The 23445-nt window shown below is 52.1% G+C and carries 22 protein-coding genes and 1 pseudogene; 10 read left to right on the top strand and 13 right to left on the bottom strand.

Annotated features, from left to right (window positions below; all coding sequences use genetic code 11):
• The first annotated feature begins 60 nt into the window (after window positions 1–60).
• A pseudogene (locus tag P1P89_15705) lies at window positions 61–615 on the top strand (SDR family oxidoreductase).
• A gap of 98 nt (window positions 616–713) precedes the next feature.
• Here P1P89_15705 and P1P89_15700 read toward each other — a convergent pair.
• The gene (locus tag P1P89_15700) at window positions 714–1334 is read right to left on the bottom strand and encodes a hypothetical protein (GenBank protein ID MDF1592961.1); all 621 of its coding nucleotides are present in this window, start codon (window positions 1332–1334) and stop codon (window positions 714–716) included.
• 200 nt (window positions 1335–1534) lie between these two features.
• On the opposite strand from P1P89_15700, the gene P1P89_15695 reads away from it, so the two are divergent.
• Both P1P89_15695 and P1P89_15690 read left to right on the top strand, forming a co-directional pair.
• Complete coding sequence (locus P1P89_15695; GenBank protein MDF1592960.1) at window positions 1535–2461, top strand: hypothetical protein; 927 nt, start codon at window positions 1535–1537, stop codon at window positions 2459–2461.
• 23 nt (window positions 2462–2484) lie between these two features.
• Window positions 2485–3630 (top strand): beta-ketoacyl-ACP synthase III, encoded by a 1146-nt coding sequence (locus tag P1P89_15690; GenBank protein ID MDF1592959.1) that lies wholly within the window; start codon window positions 2485–2487, stop codon window positions 3628–3630.
• Between the two features lie 337 nt (window positions 3631–3967).
• Here P1P89_15690 and P1P89_15685 read toward each other — a convergent pair whose 3' ends face one another.
• From P1P89_15685 to P1P89_15655, 7 genes are all read right to left on the bottom strand, one after another.
• Window positions 3968–5302 carry an ABC transporter permease gene (locus P1P89_15685; protein ID MDF1592958.1) on the bottom strand — a complete coding sequence of 445 codons (1335 nt, stop codon included), beginning with the start codon at window positions 5300–5302 and terminating at the stop codon, window positions 3968–3970.
• 2 nt (window positions 5303–5304) lie between these two features.
• A complete protein-coding gene (locus P1P89_15680; protein MDF1592957.1) occupies window positions 5305–6093 on the bottom strand; it encodes an ABC transporter ATP-binding protein in 789 nt (262 codons plus the stop codon).
• Between the two features lie 413 nt (window positions 6094–6506).
• The gene (locus tag P1P89_15675; GenBank protein ID MDF1592956.1) at window positions 6507–7598 is read right to left on the bottom strand and encodes a beta-ketoacyl synthase N-terminal-like domain-containing protein; all 1092 of its coding nucleotides are present in this window, start codon (window positions 7596–7598) and stop codon (window positions 6507–6509) included.
• Between the two features lie 4 nt (window positions 7599–7602).
• On the bottom strand, window positions 7603–8802 hold the full coding sequence (locus tag P1P89_15670; GenBank protein MDF1592955.1) for a beta-ketoacyl-[acyl-carrier-protein] synthase family protein: 1200 nt from the start codon (window positions 8800–8802) through the stop codon (window positions 7603–7605).
• A 2-nt stretch (window positions 8803–8804) separates the two neighbouring features.
• Complete coding sequence (locus tag P1P89_15665) at window positions 8805–9053, bottom strand: phosphopantetheine-binding protein (protein MDF1592954.1); 249 nt, start codon at window positions 9051–9053, stop codon at window positions 8805–8807.
• Between the two features lie 6 nt (window positions 9054–9059).
• Window positions 9060–10064: a BtrH N-terminal domain-containing protein gene (locus P1P89_15660; GenBank protein ID MDF1592953.1), complete on the bottom strand. Its 1005-nt coding sequence runs from the start codon at window positions 10062–10064 to the stop codon at window positions 9060–9062.
• Window positions 10055–10495, bottom strand: coding sequence for a hypothetical protein (locus P1P89_15655; GenBank protein ID MDF1592952.1), 441 nt, complete (start codon window positions 10493–10495; stop codon window positions 10055–10057). The genes P1P89_15660 and P1P89_15655 overlap by 10 nt, the downstream gene beginning before the upstream one ends.
• 129 nt (window positions 10496–10624) lie before the next feature.
• Between P1P89_15655 and P1P89_15650 the strand changes: the two genes are divergently transcribed.
• From P1P89_15650 to P1P89_15625, 6 genes are all read left to right on the top strand, one after another.
• The gene (locus P1P89_15650) at window positions 10625–11365 is read left to right on the top strand and encodes an SDR family oxidoreductase (GenBank protein MDF1592951.1); all 741 of its coding nucleotides are present in this window, start codon (window positions 10625–10627) and stop codon (window positions 11363–11365) included.
• Window positions 11366–11497: 132 nt separating this feature from the next.
• The gene (locus tag P1P89_15645; GenBank protein MDF1592950.1) at window positions 11498–11995 is read left to right on the top strand and encodes a DUF3124 domain-containing protein; all 498 of its coding nucleotides are present in this window, start codon (window positions 11498–11500) and stop codon (window positions 11993–11995) included.
• Between the two features lie 104 nt (window positions 11996–12099).
• Entirely contained in the window at window positions 12100–13578 is a 1479-nt protein-coding gene (locus tag P1P89_15640; protein ID MDF1592949.1) for a transglutaminase-like domain-containing protein, read from the top strand.
• 132 nt (window positions 13579–13710) lie between these two features.
• On the top strand, window positions 13711–14436 hold the full coding sequence (locus P1P89_15635) for an ABC transporter ATP-binding protein (GenBank protein ID MDF1592948.1): 726 nt from the start codon (window positions 13711–13713) through the stop codon (window positions 14434–14436).
• A gap of 21 nt (window positions 14437–14457) precedes the next feature.
• Complete coding sequence (locus tag P1P89_15630) at window positions 14458–16146, top strand: hypothetical protein (protein MDF1592947.1); 1689 nt, start codon at window positions 14458–14460, stop codon at window positions 16144–16146.
• Window positions 16147–16241: 95 nt separating this feature from the next.
• Window positions 16242–16607: a PilZ domain-containing protein gene (locus P1P89_15625; GenBank protein MDF1592946.1), complete on the top strand. Its 366-nt coding sequence runs from the start codon at window positions 16242–16244 to the stop codon at window positions 16605–16607.
• Window positions 16608–16611: 4 nt separating this feature from the next.
• On the opposite strand, the gene P1P89_15620 is transcribed toward P1P89_15625, so the two are convergent.
• Window positions 16612–17649, bottom strand: a complete 1038-nt coding sequence (locus P1P89_15620) for a radical SAM protein (GenBank protein ID MDF1592945.1) — start codon at window positions 17647–17649, stop codon at window positions 16612–16614.
• Window position 17650: 1 nt separating this feature from the next.
• Complete coding sequence (locus P1P89_15615; protein MDF1592944.1) at window positions 17651–19345, bottom strand: TraB/GumN family protein; 1695 nt, start codon at window positions 19343–19345, stop codon at window positions 17651–17653.
• A 163-nt stretch (window positions 19346–19508) separates the two neighbouring features.
• Between P1P89_15615 and P1P89_15610 the strand changes: the two genes are divergently transcribed.
• Window positions 19509–20105, top strand: a complete 597-nt coding sequence (locus tag P1P89_15610; protein MDF1592943.1) for an NF038143 family protein — start codon at window positions 19509–19511, stop codon at window positions 20103–20105.
• A 19-nt stretch (window positions 20106–20124) separates the two neighbouring features.
• Here P1P89_15610 and P1P89_15605 read toward each other — a convergent pair whose 3' ends face one another.
• From P1P89_15605 to P1P89_15595, 3 genes are all read right to left on the bottom strand, one after another.
• Window positions 20125–20763, bottom strand: a complete 639-nt coding sequence (locus P1P89_15605) for an NF038143 family protein (protein MDF1592942.1) — start codon at window positions 20761–20763, stop codon at window positions 20125–20127.
• 49 nt (window positions 20764–20812) lie between these two features.
• Window positions 20813–21031 (bottom strand): hypothetical protein, encoded by a 219-nt coding sequence (locus tag P1P89_15600; GenBank protein ID MDF1592941.1) that lies wholly within the window; start codon window positions 21029–21031, stop codon window positions 20813–20815.
• Between the two features lie 77 nt (window positions 21032–21108).
• Window positions 21109–22878: a putative sulfate exporter family transporter gene (locus P1P89_15595; protein ID MDF1592940.1), complete on the bottom strand. Its 1770-nt coding sequence runs from the start codon at window positions 22876–22878 to the stop codon at window positions 21109–21111.
• Window positions 22879–23445: the final 567 nt, after the last annotated feature.

Raw genomic sequence — 23445 nt, 5'->3', positions numbered from 1 at the left:
TGTGTCGCGCCAAATGATTATTGGAGGTAACCCTCTACATATAGTGGGCGGTTGAGTTAACTGCATACCCAGTTAAAAAAATTCCACAAACTGGACGCACTGGTCAACAATGCCGGCATCGCCGATCCGGGGCGCCGTCCGATCGAGGAAATCACCCTGGCGGACTGGCAGCGGGTGATCCGGACCAACCTGACCGGCTGATTTCTGACGGCAAAATACGCAGCGCCGCATCTTCGCCTGACCCGCGGCGCCATTGTCAACGTGGCCTCCACCCGGGCGCTGCAGTCAGAGCCCCACACCGAAGCCTATTCAGCTTCAAAGGGAGGGGTTGTCGCCCTTACCCAAGCTCTGGCCCTCAGTCTCGGATCGGATATCCGGGTAAACTGCATCAGCCCAGGTTGGATCGATGTCACGAAATGGAAAAAGAAAAAATTGCGGCGGGATTCGAAAATAAGGGAAATCGACCACCGCCAGCACCCGGCCGGACGGGTGGGCGCCCCGGATGACGTTGCCGCAATGGTCGCATACCTGATTTCCCCCAAGGCCGAATTTATCACCGGACAGAATGTTGTCATCGACGGCGGGATGACCCGAAAGATGATATATGCCGATTAAACCCCATTCGGAAAACCCCAAAGGTTTACGCCCATGGCCCAAAAATAATTGCTGCCGGCACCTCTCCGGTGCTGCCGACAGCCTCCGACCGCAACTCATTAATTCTTTGGCACAACCGACACGATATACTCAGCGATGATTTTACCCATATCAGCGGTGAGGCTGCGATCGCTCGACCCTGAAGTCCAGGCTGCTGCCCACGCATTGGTCGCACTGTTCATTTCCTTTTTACGCACTTCCTGTTTGGTCTCTGCGTCGATGAAAATGACGTCCATATTGATGTAGGAGCTGCCGGCAAAGGCGCCGCCCCAGATACGTGCACCCGTGCTCACCAGTCGCATCTCTTTAATTTTAGCCTTGACCAGCAGTGTGCCGGCTCCATAGGCGGCGCCGGGTTTGTGAGGCGCAACCGAATGATACACATTTTTGATTTGCAGGTCGGTAATCACATTCACCTGACATTCCCTGGCCGCGTCCGGATAATCCGTTTTAACCTCGGGAGTTGTTTCAAAGTCAAAAACGACGATGCTGTTATATTTTTTTGGCAACGGCGGATCTACGGCTTCCGGCTGGGTCCCGGCCTGGGCCTGCTGCTCAGCCTGCGGCTGAGTCTCAGCCCTCTGGGCCCCGCCCCCGCGGGCGCAGGCGGTTAAAAAAATAAAAATAAAAACCAGAACAACAGGAAGCATTCTCGATTGTAATTGGCTGCCGAATATCATAATTCCTCCAATTTTTATCAGGTAAATGAATAGTGCACATCCACAGCATTCAGGCTGTTATTTACCATTAATTTAGGAAAATTGTCAATGGTAGACAGCCCTTACGAAGCCAGATGGATTGCCGCGGCATTTTTCATTGATTTTTTATCTAATGTATGATTATCTGCCTTTTCTTAATTTTTGGTTTAAAATCTAAAAAAATGAAAAAAATCTTAGTTGTATATTATTCCCAGTCAGGTCAATTGACTGACATTGTCAAATCCGTTCTGACGCCTCTGGAAAAAACCGAAGCGGTTTCAGTTGTGTATGAGGCGTTAAGACCCAAACAAAAGTTTCCCTTCCCCTGGACCCGCCGGCAGTTCCTTGACGCTTTTCCCGAAGCCTTTCAGGAGATTCCCTGCGAGCTAGAGCCTTTTGGCTTCAACCCTGAGGATGATTTTGATCTTGTAATTTTAGCATATACCGTCTGGTACTTATCACCCGCAACACCGGTTTCGGCCTTTCTGCAATCCCCTGAAGCGAAAAAGGTCATCCGCAATCGACCGGTGATCACCCTGCTCGGTTGCCGCAACATGTGGATCCTGGCCCAGGAAAAGGTGAAAAAACGAATAAATGCCTTGGGCGGAAAAATCAAGGGGAATATCGTTCTGATGGACCGGGCCATGAACCTTATCGGCATCGTTACCATCGCGGCATGGATGTTTACCGGCAAAAAAGACCGTTTTTTAGGAATCTTTCCCCGGCCGGGGATTTCAGACCAAGACATTCGGGACGCCAGACGATTCGGAAATATTATTTTGGAAGCCCTGTCAGGCGAGAAAATGGACCTGGACCAGCAGACGCTCAATCAACATGGCGCCGTCCCGGTCATTCCCGCTTATATTATCTTTGAGCAAAGAATTCAGAAGGTATTTTCAATCTGGTCTAAATTTATAATGCAAAAAGGCGGGCCGGCAGACCCGAATCGGAAATTCCGGGTGCGGCTTTTTTTTTATTATCTGCTTGTTGCAATTATTTTGATCGCGCCCCTGGCAACATTGGTTTCATGGATTGTACAGATTTTTAACAAACAAAAAATAAAGTCTGCGGTGGCATACTTTTCACAGAATCAGCCGAAACAGACTTAACCGTCAGACAAAGGACAAATAGAATGGACGTTTTCATCAATGACTTGGCCGCATTCATGCCGAATGAACCGGTCACCAATGACGAGATTGAGGATGTACTGGGCAAGATAAATGACATCCCTTCACGGACCCGTAAAATCATGCTCAGAAACAATAAAATCGAAACCCGCTATTACGCCGTCGATCGATCCACCGGCCGGATGACCCATACAAACGCCCAACTGACGGCCGAGGCCGTTAAAAAGCTCAAACCTTATGAAAATTTTAAGCTGGCGGATATCGAATGCATGAGCTGCGGAACCACCACACCCGATCTGTTGTTCCCCGGCCACGCCCTGATGGTATTGGGTGAACTCGGGGTGACGGAATGCGAAGCCGTCACAACCACGGGAATCTGCATTTGCGGTATGACCGCGTTAAAGTTTGCTTTCATGAACGTCGCCACCGGCTCTACTCAAAACGCGGTGGCAACCGGTTCCGATCTGGCCTCATCGTATTCCCGGTCTGCTTTTTTCACGCCGGACGCCATACCGGAAGCCGACCTTGAAGAAAAACCGATTCGGGCCTTTGACGCCGAGTTTCTCAGATGGATGCTTTCGGACGGCGCCGGGGCTGTGTTTCTTTCCAGTGAAAAGAACCCGGGCCGTATTTCCCTCAGGATCGATTGGATCGAGAACATCTCATATGCCGGTGAGCTGGACACCTGCATGTATGCGGGCGGCATAAAAAGAGAAGACGGATCCATGATCGGCTGGCGGGAGACGGAGTTAATCGATCCGGGTGCGGAATCCTTCAAGTTTCTGATCAAGCAGGATACCAAGCTGCTGGCCCGGGAAATCATCCGGACCGCCAAGCACCGGGCACTGGCCCGTGTCGTTCAGAAACACAACCTCAGACCTGAGGAAATCGACTGGTACCTTCCCCACTATTCTTCAGGCTATTTCCGGGACAAATTCTACAACGGGATGAAAGACATCAATTTTGAGATCCCCTACGACAAGTGGTTTACCAACCTGACCACAAAAGGGAACACCGGCAGCGCTTCCATTTTTATTATTATGGAAGAGCTGTTCCATTCCGGCAGGTTAAAAGAAGGCCAGAAGCTCCTCTGCTTCATCCCGGAAAGCGGCCGTTTTTCCCATTGTTATATGATGTTGACGGTGGTATAGCCCGGTGTGAGGCTTTCGCAGACAATATGCTGAGTAATTCCCGAATAAAAGCCTGGCCCAGAGGGTCAGGCTTTTGTTATTTCCAGGGGGATTTTTTTATTGGAATTGCATTCACCTGTTCAAATTCCAAATATTAAATCCCAAATATCAAATAAATTCCAATGACCTAAATTCGAGAATATAGACGTTTCCGTCTTGGTTTTGGTCATTTTTCATTGGAATTTGAAATTTATTTGGAGTTTGGTCTTTGGAATTTGTATGTTTAAACAAAAAATACGGCAAAATCGGTTAACTTTAAACTATCCCTGAGATGCGGGTTTTTTAGGATAGAATAAACTCAGTTTCTACTCCGCAGCATAAAGCAAATCCAGGCTATCAACACGGTGGCGACAAAAAAAGACAACAAAGCGATGATGTCGCCGCTGACGGTCCGGATACTGCCCCCCCTTACAAAGACATCCAGAAAGGCATCATGACCCCATGCCAGGGGGGAGTAGCGGCTGATTTCCTGCATGATTTTCGGCATGGCATACACCGGAACCATAATCCCCCCCAAGGCCGCAGCAACCACAATTGCAATGGGGCCGGCCATGGAAGCCTGTTCATAGGTTTTGGCAATCGTTCCCAGCAGGATCCCAAATCCGGTTGCAGCCAGAACGGCACTGAACGAAATAACCATTACGGCGACCGGATCAGAACCCATATCCAGCACCGGGGTCCTCAGAAGGGGGAGGACATGTTTTCCGATAAGCACAATAAGCCCCAATTGGGTGAAGCAGACCAAAACATACGCGATAATTTTACCCATCATTACGGATAGGAATGAAACCGGCAGGGTCAGCAGCCGCGCCAGTGTCTCATCATGCCGCTCCTTGATGAGCGCGCCTGCCATGGGAATCGCGATAAAAAAAATACCGAACAGCGCCCAGGCCGGCACATTCTGCTGCACAGAAGTGGGTTTTTTATCGAATTTGTATTGCGATGCGGAACGCTCTGTTATTCTCAACAGGCGGTCCCGGCCCAAGTCCAGCCGCATCCCGGGTATGTCACTGACGAAACCTTCCGGCAGCATCGGTCCCATGGCCTTGCGGATGGTCCCGTTAATATGTACCGGCAGCAGTTCGGACAGAACGTTCATTTTCTCATCCAGTTCGATCCCCATGACCACCAGCTCAAGGGAGCTGAGCACCGCCGAACGGAAACCGCCGAACACCGTCGGATCAAAATACACGGCAATGTCGCGTTGCCGCAGACCGCTTTCCGCCGGCGCTTTATCCACGGCAAGGGATTCGCGGACCACCTGCCGGGCACGGGTTTTAACGGCAGCGGTGGTCCCCTCCGGTATAATGACGCAGAGTTGAAAATCGCCCTTGAGTATCCGCGCCAAGGCTTTTTTTTCATCCACAGCTTTTCCATTGATGGATTTTATGATTTCAATCGCACCCGATTCCAACAGCTTTTTTTCGATAGCCTGCCCCACTTCCTGCCCATCGTGGTCGATAAGCAGGAGCCGGGTATTGCTCTCCCCCATGGTTTTCAGGACATTCTCCTGAACCAGCGTCATCACGAGTACGAGCAGGGCCGGCATAACGAACAGGACCAGCAGGCCGGTCCTGTCGCGGCTGAGCAGCAGCAGCTCCTTTAATATGGTGGCAGCGGTTTTATAAATCATATCTAATCCCGCAGATTCTTTCCGGTCAACGCCAGAAAAAGGTCTCCCAGGCCGGCATGCCCGGGCGGCCGGTTGATAAGCGCTTTGGGGGACCCTTCCGCAATGATGCGCCCTTCATCCATGACGGCGATACGTTCACACAGCCGCTCGGCTTCGTCCATATAATGAGTGGTATAGATCAGGGTGGTTCCGTTATTCTTCAGCTGGGATAATTTTTCCAGGATCATATTCCGGGACTGGGCGTCGATGCCAACCGTTGGTTCGTCCAGAAAAAGGAGTCGCGGATTGTTGATAATACCCACAGCCAGATTGGCGCGGCGCTTCATTCCGCCGGAGTAAGCGGACACGCGCTGGTCCGCCTTGTTCTCCAACCCGGCCAGTTCGAGGCAGGCCTGAACCCGGTCATTGAGCGCCTCCCCTTTGAGTCCGCAGATCTTGCCGAAATAGCGCAGGTTTTCCCGGGCCGTCAAACCGGCATAAAGTGCGATGTTCTGGGGTACCAGACCGATCAACCCCTTGACGCGTCCCGGATGTTTGAGGGCGTCGATGCCGCAAATTCGGACGTTTCCCCTTGTGGGACGCAGCAGCGTACTCAGGATGGAAATAGCGGTGGTTTTACCGGCGCCGTTGGGCCCCAGCAGGCCGAAGATCTCTCCGGTATGGACAGCGATATTCAACCCGGCAAGGGCCGGACCGGAAGCGCCTTTATATATTTTAACCAGGTCCCGGACAACCAGCGCTTCTTCTCCGGCCGGCGGTTTATTTTCTCTAAGAGAATCTGTTGTCTGCATCGATTATTCCTGCATAGAAAATTACGGTCCTCATGGCCGGGTCAGAGTCTGCCGGCTTAATACACATATTCATAAATAAGGTGACGTATTCGGCAAAATGGATTTTAACTAACTGCCTTGAAAAAATCCCCCTGAGAGCATGTCCGACAACTCCCTCTCCCTTGAGGGAGAGGGCTGGGGTGAGGGTGTGAGCAGCTGAAAACATACCCCCCCTCACCTAACCTCTCCCCGCAAGGGGGAGAGGAATTATAGGTTATCGGACAGCCTCCTGACCCCCTTTAATAAAAGGGGAAACTATTCTCCTCCCTTTCATAAAGGGAGGTTGGGAGGGATTTTAAAACGTCAGCGTACCTACGAAATACTGTACTTAGCTTCGGTTTTTTGTTTTAAAAATACAAATCCCAAACACGCGGTCAAAACCGCCCCACCTGAACCGATCCCAGGGTTCCGCCGGCGCCCAGCTTCAGGCAGCAGATGCCGCCGGTCCCAAGGGGTTCCTCGCTTCGGATGATATCTAAACGGTTTGAATGGTGACGGACCCCCTCATCGGATCTATAGATTTTACCGACCTTATGGCTCAGGGCGGCGATGGCGATGTCAAACCCCATGCCGATGGGTATGCCGCCGTATAAATGGGTATAGGACGCCACTTTTGTTTCTTCGGGGAGACAAACGGCATAGGGATCGTCAAACTCGCTGTAAGCGTCGACACTCAAAAAGTAAACGGCATCTTTGGCCACATCCTTCCGCCCACGGGTGTAATTCCCCATATGGACCGATTCGATGCAGCCATAAGGGGAAGCATCCGCTTCCGGCGTCAAGACAAAGAAGCAGGCCCCTTCGCCCATAACGGCACGCTCCGGGATTGAATCCGCCGGATTGTTTTTTTCCGGGTCCGCCGAATGGTAACGGCGGTACCAGTTATATCCCAGCGCCCGGCAGTATTCATCAACGCCGCCCACCAAAACGGCTTCAACCCGCTTTTCCCGCAGCCACTGGCAGGCGCTTAAAAAAGCCGCTGGGATTGACACGTCATAGTCGTTCACCGACAAACTGGGACCCATCTCACCCAGCAGAATGGATATGTGGGTTGCCGCGGCATTGTGGACGGAATTTGCGAATCGCGTGGGGGAGATGAGGGGTGCGTCATTGTTCAGGGCCTGCTGAATGTCCATCATATTACAGGTGGAACCGTATCCCGTGGCAACGATAATCCCCATGCGCCGTTGTTTGGCGTCCAGCATGCCGGCATCCTCAAGCGCCAGATAAGATCCCAGGAGCGCCATGCGGATGTAATGATCGAGACGGCGCAGGGCGCCTTTATCGACGAATTCGGAAAGCCTGTCCGTGCGGGCGGTCAACGCCGGGACATCCAGACTTCCCGCCAACGTGTTCATGGCCACCGTAGACTGCGGGCTGCTTCCCAAAAGAAGGGAACTTTCGAGTTCGGCAATGCCGCAACCGAAGCCGCCTAGGACGCCGATGCCTTTAATGCCGATGTTCAATGGCCTACTCCCCGATCCCCAGAACGAGGACCGCATTGTTGCCCCCGAAAGCCAGGGTTTGTGACAGGGCGATCCGGCCGCTGACAGGATAATTTTCCCTGACCGGCCATGCCGGTCCCAGCTCGGGGTCCGGCGTCGTAAAACCGGCGCTTCCCGGTATCCGGCCTTCTTCGAGGCAGGCAATGGAAAAGGCCGCTTCAATAGCGCCGGAAGCGCCCAAGGTGTGCCCGGTATATCCCTTAGTGGATAAAAAGGGCACCCCCGGCAGTATGTCGTTCAAAACCCGGCACTCGATCAGATCGTTGTCCCGGGTTCCCGTTCCATGGGCGTTGACAAAGGCGATATCCCCGGGATGAATCCCCCCTGCCCCCAGGGCCTCCTGTATCGCCATTTTCAGCCCCAGACCATCCGGCCGGGTATTGGTGGGGTGATGGGCATCGGTTGTCGAGCCGTAGCCCCATAAAACCCCCCGCGGTTTTTTTCCTGTTTCTTTCCGGATGTCTTCAGAGGTGAGTATAAAAATCGCGGCGCCTTCGCCCAGGTTCAGCCCTTTGCGGCCGGCATCAAAGGGTTTGCAGGGCGCCTCGTCATAAATGAGCAGCGATTTAAAGCCGGTATAGGTTACCTGGTACAATTCGTCCGCGCCGCCGGCAATCACCACGTCGCATAATCCCGCGCGGATCCATGAAGCGGCAAGCCCGATGGCGTCGCTTCCGGCCGAACAGGCGTTCACCACGGTTTGCAGCGGGCCGTCGAGGCAGAATTCGGCAGCGATAACGCTGGTGGGATTGCTCATCAGGAATCTGCTGGCCGGTAGTGCCAGAAGACCGTCCCGCTCCCTGTGGTTCAAGTAGAATGCTTCGTTGTTAACGCAGCACCCCACGTTGGTCCCGATACAGACCCCCACCCGTTTCTTTTTTAAAAATTCACGGTCAAGTCCGGCATTGTCGATTGCCTCCAGGGCTGCCGTCACTGCCAGCCGGCAGGTCCGGAATACATCTTTTTCCTGCCAGATCAGGGAATCAAATAAATCTTCCCGAATTTCAAAAACCGGGAAAGCGTCAGGATGTGAAGACGAAAAACAGACCGGCGGCCCCGGCCGGCGCTCCCCGCGATACAGGGACGCGATGCTGTCTTTCAGGGTCAGGCCTGCCGAGCAGATACACCCGATTCCGGCTATGGCGACTGGGGTTAAAGGATCCATGGTTATTGGCGGGCCTCGATAAATGCGGCCAGGGTATTGATGGTCTGCAGCGCCGGACGCCCCTCTTTCATATCCCTTATCTTCACACCGAAATGTTTTTCAACCTGAAATACGATTTCAACCGCATCAATGGAATCAAGACCGAATTTGTCTCCAAAAAGAAGGTCGTCGTCCTTAATTTGTTCCGGGGTGACGCCCTCCAGGTTCAACGTCTCAATAAAAATATGTTTGAGTTTTTCTTTAATGGCCATGGCGTTCTATTTTTTTACGAGAGTTAACAGCTCCTTATATATTTCGGTTTCCTTCAGGGCGCAGTCCCTGAGAATATCTGCCATGGCGCCGAATGAATCCGACTCCGTGGCCCGGTCTTTACAGTTGCGGGCGCCGATAACCGCAAAGCTGCGCCACAGGTCGCCGGCCCGGGTCATCCTGTCAGACAGGTCGAGCAATCTGTTTTCTTCTAAAATACCGGCGGATTCCTGCAGAAAGGCGGCATACATGAAGCGGAAGCCGGCCCCGCCGGTGCCGAGTTCTTCCTGCATGCGCACAAGCTGGCCGAGGTAAAGTGAGGCCTTGCGTTTACCCAGCTTCCGGGGCCACTTTTCCAGCTGGCCGGCCAGAAAGCGGATGCCCCGCACCCCGATGATGGGTCCCGGCACCTTCAGCATCCGATGACAGACCTCTTTGATGCCTTTATAAATCGGGCCGCGAAGGTCGATATCCTTGGGCACATGTGTCAGGTAATACATCGTGCCTTTGGGCGCCAATGCGCCCTGGGCAAAACGCGCCTTCACCAGATCCTGATGAGAGCATCGTTGTATCTCCGGAAAAACAGGATCGCTGATGAGATAGTCATCCCCCTCTTTGCCGTAAACCACCAGATTGTGCATATTAAAATGGAAACGGTAAGCCGAGGGGAAATAGGGCAGCCAGTATGCGCCGACTCGACAGCCCACGGGAATTCCGCTTTCAAGGCTCCGGTCCAGCGCCGCCATTGCCTTTTCGGAATTCCGGAATTTTTCGAAATGAATTTTCACCCCCAGTTTCCGGGTCAGGCGCTTCAGTATGCCGCCGACTTCACAGCGAAACGTTGTCAACGGAAGATGATTGATCCTGATAAACGGAAGGTATCCGAAAAAGAGTCCGGCGCCGACGCCAAAGACCATGGCTTCGCTGATATCCACCCCGTAATGAAACAGCAGGTTTGAAGAAACGCCGCTTTCACAATGGGCCGACAGCCTGTGTTTGAAATCTATCTGCATGGATGTAAAACTTTCTTAAAACAATGCGTTGCGTTGGAAGGAACTTTCATAAGCTGTTCCACCGTAATACCGAAAACCTCGGCATATCGCCTGAACATGTCGGGTTTTAAACCCTTGAACACATCCGGTTTCAGATGGCGCTTGACCCGCCAGCGGTTCATGCGGACATATTTGGCAAGGAGGCTGATATTCATCTGGTTTATGGCCATGTGAAACGCCAGGGGGCTCTGCCGGCCGGCATGGATTTTCTCCAACGCATCCGCCACCTGGGCATGAATGACCTCCCAGGCCTGATCGTTGGCGACATTTTTCGGTTCCCATCCGACACTTTCGGCCAAAACGTAGTTGCCGCCTTCATCCACCGCGTAGCAGACTTCATGCAGGTCTTCGGGCATGATGCCGCGTTCCTGGGGAACCTCATTGACTTTCATATATGTGCTCCATTTTTTTTCATACCAAAGGTTTGTTTTCATATTATATTGTTACAAGAAAGGCAACATCTGATATAGAATATCCAAAGTTATGCACTGTAAATTATGCCAACCGGAGGAGGGAACCCCATGACAAAATCCATCATGATAACGGGCGCCTCGTCGGGGATTGGACGCTCACTGGCGCATGAAATGGCCGGTCGCGGCTATGCCCTGGCGCTTGCCGCAAGACGCCTGGAAGAATTGCAAACGGTCCGGACGGACATCGAACGCGTCCATCCCGCGGTTCAGGTCAGCGTCCGCCGGCTCGATGTGACCGAATACGATACCATCTCCCCTGCCCTCCAGGGGTTTGCTGAGGACCTGGGGGGACTGGACATCGTTTTTGCCAATGCCGGCATCGGTCTGGGGGAAAAAATCGGCACCGGGGAGTTCAGCAGCGCCCGGCGCACCATCGAGACAAACCTCATCGGCGCCATGGCAACGGTTGATGCTGCGGTTGCCTATTTCCTGCAACGGGGAAGCGGTCACATTGTCGGCACCAGTTCGGTGGCAGCGTTTCGCGGCACACCACGGGGATCGTCCTATTGCGCCTCAAAAGCCGGATTTGCCTGTTATCTTGAAGCCCTGCGGGCCGAAGCGTACCGAAAAAACATAGCCGTCACCGTCTTTTACCCCGGCTACATCGACACCCCCCTGAACCGGATGCTGCGCAGCCGGCCCTTTCTGATTTCGACTGAGAAAGCGGCCTTGCTGATGGCAAACTTGATCGAACGCAAGGTTCGGTCGTCCACGGTTCCGGCCATGCCCTGGTGCATCATCGCGCGCCTGCTGAAGATATTGCCGACCCGAATCATTGCAGGTCTTTAGCAGGCTTTGGGAAAAAAATCATTGTACTGACGATGAACCTGTTATATTATTTTTTCAGTTTTTTCCTGAATCTCGCTCAAAATAGAGGCGATCCCGTTCAAACGGGGTTAACCAGTCAAAGGAAAATTATAGATGAATATTCCTAAAACATCCGTAATAGTGGTTCTGTTCCTTCTGCTGTCCGGATTCCTCCCTAACGGCCATGGGGATGTCCGGGCCGAATCCGATCCGGTTCTGTCAAAGGGGCAAACCCTGTATGTCCCGATCTATTCTCACATTTACAGCGGCAACCGGGAGCAGCCGTTTTATCTGGCGGTAACCGTGAGCATCCGAAACATAGACCCCGTTTATCCCATTGATATCCTGCTGGCGGACTATAACGATTCCGGCGGCAAGCTTATCAAACAATATATTGAAGGCCCGCTGCAACTCAACGCCCTGTCCACAACCCGTTTTATTATCAAGGAAGCCGATAAGATCGGCGGTTCGGGCGCCAACTTTATCATCAAGTGGTCGTCTGCCCGGATGGTCAACCCGCCGATCATCGAATCGGTGATGATCGGCACATACGGCCAGCAGGGTATTTCGTTTACATCACGGAGCAAAGTCATTAAAGAGCATACCGAGTAAAATACCCTATCGCTTGCGTCACTGTTATGAACGCCCCAGCGGTTTTGCACTGAAATGGGACGGTTTGTTGACAACAGCGACCACATTCAAATCATACGGATGCCATGTATTTTAAAAGAATGAAAATTTTCTGGATAGGGGCAGCCCTTTCCGGAATTCTATTTTTAACCCTTTTTTCCCAGCGAATCGGCTTTTTTGATGAACGTCCGGCAGACCAGTTCAGCATTGCCATATCTTCAGATGCATCCGTGCCGGAAAAAGATACCTGGAAAAATATTTTTCAAAATGGTGAAAAAATCGGCGTATCCCACTCAACCCTGTCGAAGATGCCCACCGGCTATCAATTGCAGGAAACCCTGTATCTGCGCATCAATACCATGGGCATGGTCCAGGACATCAACCTCAACACCACCGGAAGGCTCCACCCTGATTTCAGCCTGGCGGCTTTTGATTTTAAAATAAGCTCGGGGCGGTTTCAGTTTACCGCCAAGGGGTCGGTCTCGGACAACGCCCTCACGATTATCTCGCAAAGTTCCGGCTCACCCCGGAAAGACACGCTCCAGTTGGATCAGAAACTTTATCTAACCACCGGCATTATCGATGCGGTCATGGCTTCCGAATTTGACGATTCCCAGGTGCTGACGCTGTTCGTGTTTGATCCGGCCACCATGAGCCGGCAGCCGGTGGACATCCGGGTGCTGGGCCGGGAAGATATCCGCATCATGGGGCAGCTCCTGAAAGCCCGGAAAGTGTCCCTGTCTTTTAAAGGCGCCACCCAGCTGGCCTGGATCGGAGAATCCGGCGAAATATTAAAGGAACAGGGACTTCTGGGAATCAGTCTTGAAAAAACCACCCGAACGGATGCCCTGTTCGGGCTTCCGGTAGTATCCAGCCAGGACCTTACCCAAGTGGCTTCGGTTCCCGCGAATATCCGAATCGAAAATGCCGAACAGCTTGACAGGCTCCGGTTAAAAATCGACGGGATTCAATCAAGTGAAGTCTTTCTGGACGGCGGCAGACAGACATTCCGGCAGAATACCCTGACCATCGTCCGGGAATCCCTCAACGGGCTTCCGTCCGACCGTGCTGAAAAAAGCGGGAATGACGCCATGGCCGAATTTCTCAAACCATCCCTTTTTATCCAGTCGGATGACCCCATAATCAGAAAACTGGCAGATTCCGTCGTGTCGGCGGATGATACCGCCGTAGTCAAAGCCAAAAAACTGATGGACTGGGTGTATCAAAATATTGAAAAGCGCCCGGTCCTGTCGCTGCCGGATGCACTTTCAACCCTGGAAAACCGTGTGGGGGATTGCAACGAACATGCCATGCTGCTGTCGGCTCTTGCCAGGGCGGCCGGTATTCCCGTTAAAGTCGAAGCCGGGCTGGTCTACTTAAACGGGCGATTTTACTACCATGCCTGGAATAATCTATACTTTGGTGAGTGGATTACGGCGGACGCCTTATTTGGCCAGATGCCGGCCGACGTAACCCACATTCGCTTCTCCAGTGGTGCACACTCCCTGCAGCTCGATATTATGGGAATCATCGGCAAAGTGAAATTGGAGATCCTGCCGTTTTGAAAATATGAATTATCTCCGTATTAGCTGCCAATCTGGAACTCGAAAAGGTTGAAAGAATGCTGAAAGTCATTAAAAAAATAAACCCTTGAACGCTTGAACCTTGAACCTTTGAACCTTGAACCTTTGGATCATATGATTGAACTTCAAAATACAACAAAGCACTATGGCAAAACCCTTGCGGTGAACACGTTAAGTCTGACCGTTCCCGCCGGTCAGATCTTTGGCTTCATCGGACCCAACGGCGCCGGCAAAACCACCACCATTAAAATGATGGGCGGATTGCTGGCCCCGACTTCCGGCAGCGTGAATATTTGCGGAACCAACATGGCGACCCATCCGGAACAGGCCAAAACCAAAATAGGCTTTATCCCCGATCGGCCGTATCTCTATGAAAAAATTACCGCCATGGAATTTTTAAGGTTTACGGCAGCGCTGTACGGCGTTGATGGTTCCGGTTTTGTGGATAGAGCCCAAGAAAAATTGCACCTGTTTTCACTCCTGGACTGGGCCAACGAATTGATCGGATCTTTTTCTCACGGAATGAAACAGCGTCTGATCATGGCAGCCGCCCTGCTGCATAACCCGGAAGTCATCATCGTTGACGAGCCCATGGTGGGGCTCGATCCGGTCGCCATCAAGATGGTGAAAAGCCTGTTTAAACGCCTGGCCGCTGAAGGCGCCGCCATTTTCATGTCCACCCACACGTTGCAGGTGGCTGAAGACGTCTGTGATCGCATCGGCGTTATTCACAAGGGCGCCCTGCTGGCAATCGGTACCACCGACGAGTTGAGACAAAATACCCACCTCCAGGGCGCAGCCCTGGAGGATGTGTTCATCAAGCTGACAACCGAAAATTAACGGCTGAATTTTGCACAACATATGAAAGATATCATTACACTTTTAAAACCAAGAATCTGGTCCTTTAAGAACCCGATCAAGCTCAAAACCGATAAGGGGCAGCTGATCAAGATTTTAATTTTCGGGGTGCTGGGCGCCTTTTTTTGGGGTGGTATTTTTATTCTGTCATACCGTATCCTGCGCTATTTCAAGGGTGTTGAAGGGTTCGGCGACCTGCTGGCCTACAAGCTCCTCTCTATGATCCTGGTCACTTTCTTTTCATTGCTGATTTTCAGCAGTATTCTGACCTTTCTTTCCAAGCTATACCTGAGCCGGGATCTTGCCCTGGTTCATTCCATGCCGGTTTCGAGCTATAAAATTTTCCTGGCCCGCTGGATCGAAAGCACCATCGACAGTTCCTGGATGGTCATTGTCTATACCTTGCCGGTCTTTCTTGCATACGGCATTGTCTTTCAGGTAACGCCATTTTATTTTTTAATTTTTGCCTTGACGATTGTCGCCCTCAGCCTGATCGCATCCGTCATCAGTTCTTTTCTGGTGATGCTGGCGGTAATGCTGGTGCCCGCCAGCCGCATTCGATCCATTTTCGTCTTTCTGGGCATCGCCCTGTTTCTGATTCTGTTCCTGGCATTCCGCCTGCTGCGCCCCGAGCGTCTGGTGGATCCGGAAGCGTTTGCTTCGGTGCTGGTCTATCTCAATACGCTGCGTACGCCCGCATCCCCGTTTCTTCCCAGCACCTGGGCCTACGACAGCATCCGTGCGGCCCTCACTGGAGAGACGATGACGGCGCTGTTCCATACCACGCTGTCCTGGAGCGGCGCCCTTGTTCTGATTTTTTTGAATGTTATTATGGCGGATGCGGTCTATTTTAAAGGGCTTTCAAAAACCCAGACGGCAGCCATGCGTTTTTTTAAGTTCAACGGCTCCAGAGGCCGCTTCCTTGCCTTTTTGCCGGACCCGATCCACGCCCTGACGGTAAAAGAAGTCAAAACCTTTTTGCGGGACCAAACGCAATGGTCCCAGCTTTTTCTGATCGCGGCCCTCGTGATCATCTATATTTATAACTTCAAGGTGCTGCCGCTGGAAAAATCTCCCATTCAGACCGTTTATCTGCAGAATCTGTTATCATTTTTAAATATGGGCCTGGCTTCGTTTGTGCTGATCGCCATTGCCGCCCGCTTCGCTTATCCGGCTGTCAGCACCGAGGGGGAGGCATTCTGGCTGATTAAGTCTGCGCCGGTGACCCTGAAAGCCTTTTTATGGATAAAGTTTACCATATATTTTGTTCCCTTGCTTTTTCTGTCAGAAATCATTACAGTTGCCACGAATATACTTCTGAACGTAACGCCGTTTATGATGGCGCTTTCAACCATAACCATGTTTTTTATCGTCCCGGGGGTCGTTTCCATGGGGATCGGACTGGGTGCGGCTTATGCAGATTTCAATTCCGAAAATCCGACCCAAACCGTTACCAGTTTCGGCGGCTTTCTTTTTATGGCCCTGTCCGCCGGATTCATCAGCACGGTAATCGTGCTGGAGGCGAGTCCGGTCTACAGCCTTTTTATGGCGGACTTGCGTAAACAGGCTTTGACCCCGTTTGAATGGTTTTGGATCGTCGGTTCCTTTGTATTGGTACTCATCATCTGTGTTCTGGCTACGGTGCTGCCCATGAAATTCGGAGAAAAACGGCTTTCGAATCTGCCGCTTTAACGGATGCAAATTCGACGGCTCCTGTTTCGGTTCAGAAAAACAATAAGCCGAAATAATCCGGCAGGTAAACGAAACCCAAAAACGCGGAGAAAACCATGTCAAATGATTCTTTCACGGATTCCCAGGATGGACGCCGTTCCGAACCCCGATCGTATACCGATCAGTACCATTGCGTTGAGTTTCAAATATACAGCATCGGGTCCTTTTATCAGTTTAAAATCTGGGATATTTCCAATAAGGGGATGTGCATCCTGGTAAAAGAAAACTCCGCCGTCATGAATCACATCAAAGTTGATGATGTGATTGAAATGAAATATTATCCGAAGGAAACATCCGCTTCCATTGAAAACATCAAAACCCAAATCCGGCACATCACCAAAAGCGAGCAGGGCCGCTTTAAGGGCCATTATCTGGTCGGACTCTCCGTTTTAGATAAATACCCCATCGAAAAGTCTGTATAAGCATTCATCCGGCCATAAACCTTTTCGGACAGCTTTTGCATGCAGGGTCCGGTGCGCCGCTCGCCAGGGCTTTGCGAAAAGCCAGAAAACGCTCATCAGCCCAGATTTCCAGCACCTCACGCTCGTTGACATTGCCGAAGATCCGGCGTCCGGGGTCTTCCATACGCACCGGCAGATTCAGGTAGACGCAGGGAGATACGGCTCCGTCGGCAGCAATATAAAAGCAGCGGGAGACGTTTTCCCGACATTCGTTTCCGGGTGCGTCGGGACTTGGCAGCGACCAGTGAAAGTCTACTTCCAAAGCCCTGGCTTTAGCTTCGGCTTCTTTGAGCCATCCGGTTGCTTGGGCCAGTTTTTCGGCTTCGTGGGGGCCAAAGGCCTCCTTTTCAAAACCTGAAGCCGGAATGTAGTCGAGGGTGCTGACGACGGCCGCGTGGACCCCCAGCTCTTTTGCCAAGGCCGGAAGAGTCCGAACCGATTCCATCGTGGATGCGAGCATCAAATAGGCAAAGTGGACTTCCAGGTGGACTCCGCCGCGAGCACGCCGGATATTCTGTAATGTGGCGATGGATCGGCATACTTTTTCGAAATCGGCGCCGCGGCGCACTTCGTTGGTGGCGGCATCGGTGCCGGCAAGAGAAAAGGCGATGATGTCGATGCCGCTGTCGACGATTTTTCTCGCCAGTTCCTCGTTCAGATGAAGGCCGCAGGTTGTTGTGGATACACGGCAGCCGGCTTTTCTCGCAATCGCGGTCATCTTGAAAAAGGCCGGATTCATCAGCGGTTCGCCCCAGCCCTGCAGGTGCACCCGGGCGCTTGCCCGCATGGCCGGCCACAGCCGGCCGAATGTCTCCAGGCTCATGTCCCGCGGCTGCCACACATCCTTTAAGGTCGTATGCGGGCAGTAGTTGCAGCGGGCCGGGCAGCGGGACGTGACTTCCACCTGAAGGCAGGCAAAGGTTCGGGGCGCCCCCAGAAAAGCCTCCCGGAGGCTTTCCCAAAAACCCGGTGCTTTGAACTTTTCACTGGAATCAGGATTCATTTCATCTGTGTCTCCGGATGCGGAATCCTGTATCGGACAGCATGCCGCGCAGGTTGATCATATGGGCGGAGCCGACAAAAACCACGGCAGCGCCTGTTTCGATAAAAGGTTTCATCCGGTTCAGGAAAAGATGGTTCCGGCGCCGGATCACCGTTTCGGTACGCGTCGGAAACTCGACGCTCGTACCGTAAAGCCCGTCCAGATCTCCCTTGAGATAGGCGCGCACGAACCGTCGGGTGTAGCGTCCCCAGCGGCGGCAACTTCGAAGAAAATGGGTGATACGGGGAATCGGGATGCTCTCGAGGGTTTCCACCTGATCGGGAATACTCTCCATGTAGTGGATGGGCTTGCCCATCTCTCGGGCGATCTGCCAGGCCTCCAGATCGACGGATCCGGTCCAGCCCTGACGGGCCAGATAGCCGGTCCACAGCGAAAAAAAAGCCATCCAGTGGCGGGTTTCGGCAAGGATGTGACGTACATCCGGCGGATTGTCCCACTGGCTGTTCAGCAATTTGGCCCAAAACCCGCGGGGCCCGCATACGACCCGTTCAAGGCGACGAATCTCCTCCTCGTTCAGATGATCGATGACACGCGGGGAATCCGGCCCCGGGTTTCGCCCGATCTTTGCAACACTGTCAAGACTTGGCTGATCGAGGGGCCCTTCAAACAGGATATGATCCGCCTTTTCGAAGAGCCGGTAAAACGAGGACTCGAAGCTGTAGCAGAAAAAGTGCGCGGTTCCGCCGATCCATGAGCGCCGGCCGTCCTTCTCTATTTCCCAGATCATCCGGAAAGGGCGCTGCCGGGGACGGCTGTCTATGAATTCCTGCTTGCTCATGGGCTCTGCGGACAGGACGGTCATTGAACGGATAAGCTGACTGACATCGCCGCCGATGCTTTTTTGTTCACTCCATTCGGCCGATTCGTAGACCGGACCCGGTTTTCCGCCCCATTTGGTCTTGAACCGCCTGATGCCGTCATTGACTCCCAGTCCCAGATGCAGGAATTCCTTGCCCGAGTCTTTCGCGGCGACGATCATTTCCCGAAACAGCAGATCCGAGGCGTACGGTGTGTAATGCACGCGGGAGTGGGCGCCCAGCAGGTAGGTCGTGAAACGGACCGGGGCCTCGTCGATCAACAGACAGGCGGCCAGATTGCCTTCCGGGTCCCAGGCATTCAGCAGCCGCAGTCCGTCCACCTTTGCAAGGACATCTTCCGTGCGGGCGAACAGTTCCTGCACATTGGCGGGCAACGGTTTTCGAGCGGTAAATTCGGCCCAAAGGCGCCGGTGGGCCGGGCCGAATTGAGTACTCCGCTCCACCGTCAACGTGGCGGACGCTCGCTCGGCAAGGCGTTCCAGCCGGGGTGGTGTGCCGGAATCGGCGGGCAGGATATAGTAGCAGTCCCGGTTCCGGCTGTGGGGTTTCAGTCGGTCCGGGAGGGCCGGGCAGACGGCCCAGCATTTTCGTGCGCCGGTGCGGCTCACGGCGGCCTGCACCGCTTGGTCGAATTCCTCCGGCATGTAATCGTTTCCCAGCGGATAGCCTATGGCGAGCAGCCAGTCTTGTGCGGCAATGAACAGATAGCGCCCAATCACGAAAAGTTCGCCTCCGGACATGGCCCGCATAAATGCCGCGGAATGCTCCGGAACACGGGCTTTCATAAGAATATTGTTGATTTCACTCTGGTCCAGCATAATACTCCGTTTAGATGGTCGACGATTTTACCTTAAAATCCACATGATATGTCGCCTTTTGTCCACCATATCCAAACGAAAGGCCGAAAAAACCTGCAGCAACTCTGTTGCAATTGTCGCCATCTTTCTGTATTCTGGATATGAATAAACCGGGAGGCTAAATGTGACTTTTTCTTTAAAAGAAAAATATGATTTAATTCATGCCCACGAAGAGCAGTTTTCCTACAGGCTGGCGATGGATGTGGTAAAAAAACCCGAAACATCAGTATGGATGATTTTTATTCCGATTCTGTTGGTACATCATTTTTATAAAATCAAACAGTATAAACTCAGCGTACGTTTTTTCGCCGAGAACATTTTGACAACCAGGAAGAAAGCGCTGGACAAGGCTTATAAAGAAGCCGTCGCTGGAGGAAAAATCCTCTACGATGTCCGGGATTATTTCCCTGAACTGGATATTTCGGAGCAGGACAGAGTTCTGGCGGAAAAACAGGTTTGTGTGATTCAGGTGATGGCAACGCACTACCTGGCGTTGTTGAAAAAGTCAGGGGAAACATTTGAGAAAATTTTTGCCGGTGTCTATAGTAATCGCAGTAAGTACTTGCAATACTTAAACATTATTGAAAAGGCGGAGCGTGAACTAAACGAATATATTAAAAATTATATACACACCTCAGAAGAATCAATACAAGTGATCAAACAGATTGAAGCAAGTAGTAAAAAACTGCGCAAAGAAGAGCTGAACCATTTATCAAAATAAATCAGCCTTTAACAGAGATTTATTGATCAATATTCTTGTGGGTTTCCCTCAATTCTCGTTCACGAACTTTAGCGAATGCGTTTTGCTTATTTTGAATGAAAGCGGATATGGTATCCGTTTTTCCCTGAACGAGCAAAAGGCTCCGGTCAATTTTCCTTTCCAGATCCGTCAGCCGGGAAAGAAAATCCCGGTACTCGCTGGAAGGGTAAGCGTTTTGGAGCAAGGTTTGATAATTTTTTCCCGATGCTTTCAGCAGCCGGTGATAGTGGCTCCGGAGCAGCTCCATCCACTCGCTCAAGTATTCGTAAATCTCTCCTGACTTTACTGTCTGCATATGGAGCCAGTAATCCCTGAGTCGTGCCTGCATCTGCCGGCCGCTTGCAGCCGGATCCCCTGGTTCCACATCCCAGCGGGCCGCGGACAGGGCTATTTGCTTCAGGTACAGATGAGTGGCCGAAAACGCCCGCACATCCCGCTTACGGGCCATATGTTCGAACAAAAACCTGAACGGGATAAGCATATGCCACCAGGGGGGCTGGGTATGTGCCCGCATTATGTAAACCACCCGCTTGACAAACTGTTTTTCCCGCTCCAGCACCAGGGAATATTTCTTATCCAGGCTCTTGTCCATTCGCTTTTCCGCAGCGGTCGGTATCATACGGGCCTGCCGCAATCATCGAAAAGCCCCCCCTAAAACCGTACCTTGCTCATCCTTCAGAGGTGTCGCGCCCGAGCGTTTCCCGTATAAAATCCATTGCTTCGAAAACCTCCTCCACATCATCGTAATACCAGGCGCCCACACTGATACCGCTTTCACGCAAAGTGGTTATGGCGGATCCGACCAACGGCAGACGTTCCAGGCTAGAACCCAGATACGCGCATGCGCCGATTACCATCGCAACCAGAAACAACTTCAGCCATCGCATTAAAAGGGAGACCGGGGGCGGTCTCCCGCCCCCGGTTGGTTTTGGATTGGTCAATGCAGCTGCACTCCGATAGGGTATCACACCCCGAGCATCAATTTTTCGGTGATGTCCCTGAAGATGACCATAAACATGAGCCATGCCATGAGGAAAGTCAGTATCAGATTGAATGTCTGTCCGAAAACATACAGGATGACAGGTTTTCCACCCCGGAGGGGTTCCTTCAATTCCTGAAAATTGATGCTGAGCCCGATGCTAACGAAGGCAAGGCCGAAAAACCAGCCGCGGTACCGGTTAGCGAGGGAGAGAACGCCCTCACTGACCATGGCGTTACCCCAGTCCATGGATACCGCCGCCTGCATGATGGAAAAGACGATGGAAGCGCCGATGAAACCCAGGATAAATTTGGGGAAACGGTACCAGATTTCATACATCGCACCGCTGAAAGACAGTTTCACCGGAGATTCCCCGGGTTTTCTTTCCCGCTCCGGTTCAATTTTCAGGGCCCAGTATGCGGCAACGCCGAAGGCGATGACACCGATCATGATATTCTGGATCATTTTGATCGTGGCCGCCACAACCATTGCCTCATAACCGATCAGTTCCCCGGCGGCCACGACCGAGCCGGTGTTGTCCACCGTCCCTCCCAGCCATGCTCCTGCCAGGACCGGATGCATGCCCACCATGTTGGCGATGGCAGGCAGTGCGAAGATCATGATGGCGACAAAGATCATGGACATGCCGATTGCAAGTGTCAGTTCCTCCCTCTTGGCACGGCAGGCCGACGCGGTGGCGATGGCCGCGGAAACCCCGGATACGCACATGTCCGCAGAGACGGTGATGTTCAGCTCTTTGGAAGGAACCTTGATGATGTTCTGTCCAAACCAGTAAGTCACCAGCAGAACGATCGGTGTAACCACCCAGGTGACAAAAAGGCCCGGGATGCCGATCATTGCGATCTGCCCGAAAAGAATACGTGCCCCCAGCAGAACCAGACCGGTTTTGATGAAAAACTCGGTCTGCCCGGCGGTTCTTATGCTCTTGGTCACCCCGGTGATATTAGCAATTATCAGGCCCAAAAAGATCGCAAAGAGCACATAGGATATGCCCAAGGCTTTAAATGTGGCTTGGTTTCCCAGCATATAGGAGACAATCGAGAGCAAATAGATAACCGGGAAGCCGATAAAGTATTCGCGCAGGTTGAAACCGATAAACTTGCCCCCGATAGCGAAAAACAACATCATCACTATACCCAGAACAATCAGGGAAGGAATCAAGTTGTAGGGTTTGGTGTTGGCGGCCGCCTTGGCTTTGGAGTGGGCGGCTGATGCCTCTCTCCATTCCGCAAGGGCCGATCTGGCCTGCTCGTTGAGTTGAGGGTCTTTGAACTGGGCCTGCCGGGCTGCGTTTTCAGCCGCCTCCGCTTTGGTTTTGACCTCTGCCAGATTTTCTTTGGCTCTTTCGAAGCGATCGGCTGCAGCAGCTCTTTTTTCCGCCGCGGCCGATTCGCTCATATAAAAGGACCGAATCGGATTGGTCGACCATCCTTTGGGTCGATCGGTTATACTCCGCAGCGTTTTGGTTAAACCGTGGTTCCTGGCTCTGATACTCTTCAATTTTTTTTCAGCTTCCGTGTAGGCCATTGTTCTGAAGCCGGCCTGTTCCATTTCCTGATCCATGATCGCCCGGTACTTGGGAAGTTCTTCCACCGGCGGCTTCCAGATAAAGGTGAAGACGGTGACGACTATGAAAAAAAATGCCGCCAGCCAGATCGCCCACCAGTCCTCGGCCTTGCCCATCTGCGACACCATGCTCACGCGGGTGTCGGTGACAACCTCATTTTCAGCCATAACTTCCTCCTTTTGATTAAAGTCTTGCTTTTAGCTAATAACCGCTGATAATAGCATCTTTTTGGAAAAGAACGATACGAAAATTGATGCTTATTAATGAGACTTATTTAGACCGCAACACCTGAAAATCCATGGGTCGAAACAAAACGGGCTGTTGCTCAAAGCCTTCTATGAACATCCAAACAATCGTGCCAAATTCGGATGCGATCAGCCTATTAATGTTTGAAAACAGTTTTCAGCAGGACTCAAAAGTTAAAAACGGTCTTGACAACTTTGCCGATGCTTGAATCAATAAAAAAAATTTGTTAAAGAGAGCTTTTTAGCTTAATAACACAGAGAGGCAAAATTGTCAACGGCATTTTTCACCCCTAAATCCACCGCCTAATATTGAGCGCGGACGTTTTTGGGATTAGCGGAGTTTTTTTAACAAAAATTACGCGCCGGACCAGTCTGTTTTTTTCTGATCGTCACCAAACTCACTCGAAAGCCGATTTTTAGGCGCACTTCACCCACAAAACCCGCTTGGCCATATATTCGCTCTTGTCTCCGATTATCCCGCCGGCAGCG

It is taken from the genome of Desulfobacterales bacterium (assembly GCA_029211065.1).
In the GTDB taxonomy this organism is placed as follows: Bacteria; Desulfobacterota; Desulfobacteria; order Desulfobacterales; family JARGFK01; genus JARGFK01.
The sequence above is the reverse complement of the archived record's forward strand: the minus strand, read 5'-3'. Positions and strand labels throughout refer to the sequence as shown.

Excerpts from the sequence above, each read along its gene's own strand:
- P1P89_15665 (MDF1592954.1), bottom strand. The coding sequence starts at position 9,053 with ATGGCCATTAAAGAAAAACTCAAACATATTTTTATTGAGACGTTGAAC.
- P1P89_15645 (MDF1592950.1), top strand. The coding sequence starts at position 11,498 with ATGAATATTCCTAAAACATCCGTAATAGTGGTTCTGTTCCTTCTGCTG.
- P1P89_15650 (MDF1592951.1), top strand. The coding sequence starts at position 10,625 with ATGACAAAATCCATCATGATAACGGGCGCCTCGTCGGGGATTGGACGC.
- P1P89_15605 (MDF1592942.1), bottom strand. The coding sequence starts at position 20,763 with ATGATACCGACCGCTGCGGAAAAGCGAATGGACAAGAGCCTGGATAAG.
- P1P89_15600 (MDF1592941.1), bottom strand. The coding sequence starts at position 21,031 with ATGCGATGGCTGAAGTTGTTTCTGGTTGCGATGGTAATCGGCGCATGC.
- P1P89_15655 (MDF1592952.1), bottom strand. The coding sequence starts at position 10,495 with ATGAAAGTCAATGAGGTTCCCCAGGAACGCGGCATCATGCCCGAAGAC.
- P1P89_15660 (MDF1592953.1), bottom strand. The coding sequence starts at position 10,064 with ATGCAGATAGATTTCAAACACAGGCTGTCGGCCCATTGTGAAAGCGGC.
- P1P89_15625 (MDF1592946.1), top strand. The coding sequence starts at position 16,242 with ATGTCAAATGATTCTTTCACGGATTCCCAGGATGGACGCCGTTCCGAA.
- P1P89_15630 (MDF1592947.1), top strand. The coding sequence starts at position 14,458 with ATGAAAGATATCATTACACTTTTAAAACCAAGAATCTGGTCCTTTAAG.
- P1P89_15670 (MDF1592955.1), bottom strand. The coding sequence starts at position 8,802 with ATGGATCCTTTAACCCCAGTCGCCATAGCCGGAATCGGGTGTATCTGC.
- P1P89_15620 (MDF1592945.1), bottom strand. The coding sequence starts at position 17,649 with ATGAATCCTGATTCCAGTGAAAAGTTCAAAGCACCGGGTTTTTGGGAA.
- P1P89_15685 (MDF1592958.1), bottom strand. The coding sequence starts at position 5,302 with ATGATTTATAAAACCGCTGCCACCATATTAAAGGAGCTGCTGCTGCTC.
- P1P89_15595 (MDF1592940.1), bottom strand. The coding sequence starts at position 22,878 with ATGGCTGAAAATGAGGTTGTCACCGACACCCGCGTGAGCATGGTGTCG.
- P1P89_15640 (MDF1592949.1), top strand. The coding sequence starts at position 12,100 with ATGTATTTTAAAAGAATGAAAATTTTCTGGATAGGGGCAGCCCTTTCC.
- P1P89_15695 (MDF1592960.1), top strand. The coding sequence starts at position 1,535 with ATGAAAAAAATCTTAGTTGTATATTATTCCCAGTCAGGTCAATTGACT.
- P1P89_15690 (MDF1592959.1), top strand. The coding sequence starts at position 2,485 with ATGGACGTTTTCATCAATGACTTGGCCGCATTCATGCCGAATGAACCG.
- P1P89_15700 (MDF1592961.1), bottom strand. The coding sequence starts at position 1,334 with ATGATATTCGGCAGCCAATTACAATCGAGAATGCTTCCTGTTGTTCTG.
- P1P89_15615 (MDF1592944.1), bottom strand. The coding sequence starts at position 19,345 with ATGCTGGACCAGAGTGAAATCAACAATATTCTTATGAAAGCCCGTGTT.
- P1P89_15635 (MDF1592948.1), top strand. The coding sequence starts at position 13,711 with ATGATTGAACTTCAAAATACAACAAAGCACTATGGCAAAACCCTTGCG.
- P1P89_15680 (MDF1592957.1), bottom strand. The coding sequence starts at position 6,093 with ATGCAGACAACAGATTCTCTTAGAGAAAATAAACCGCCGGCCGGAGAA.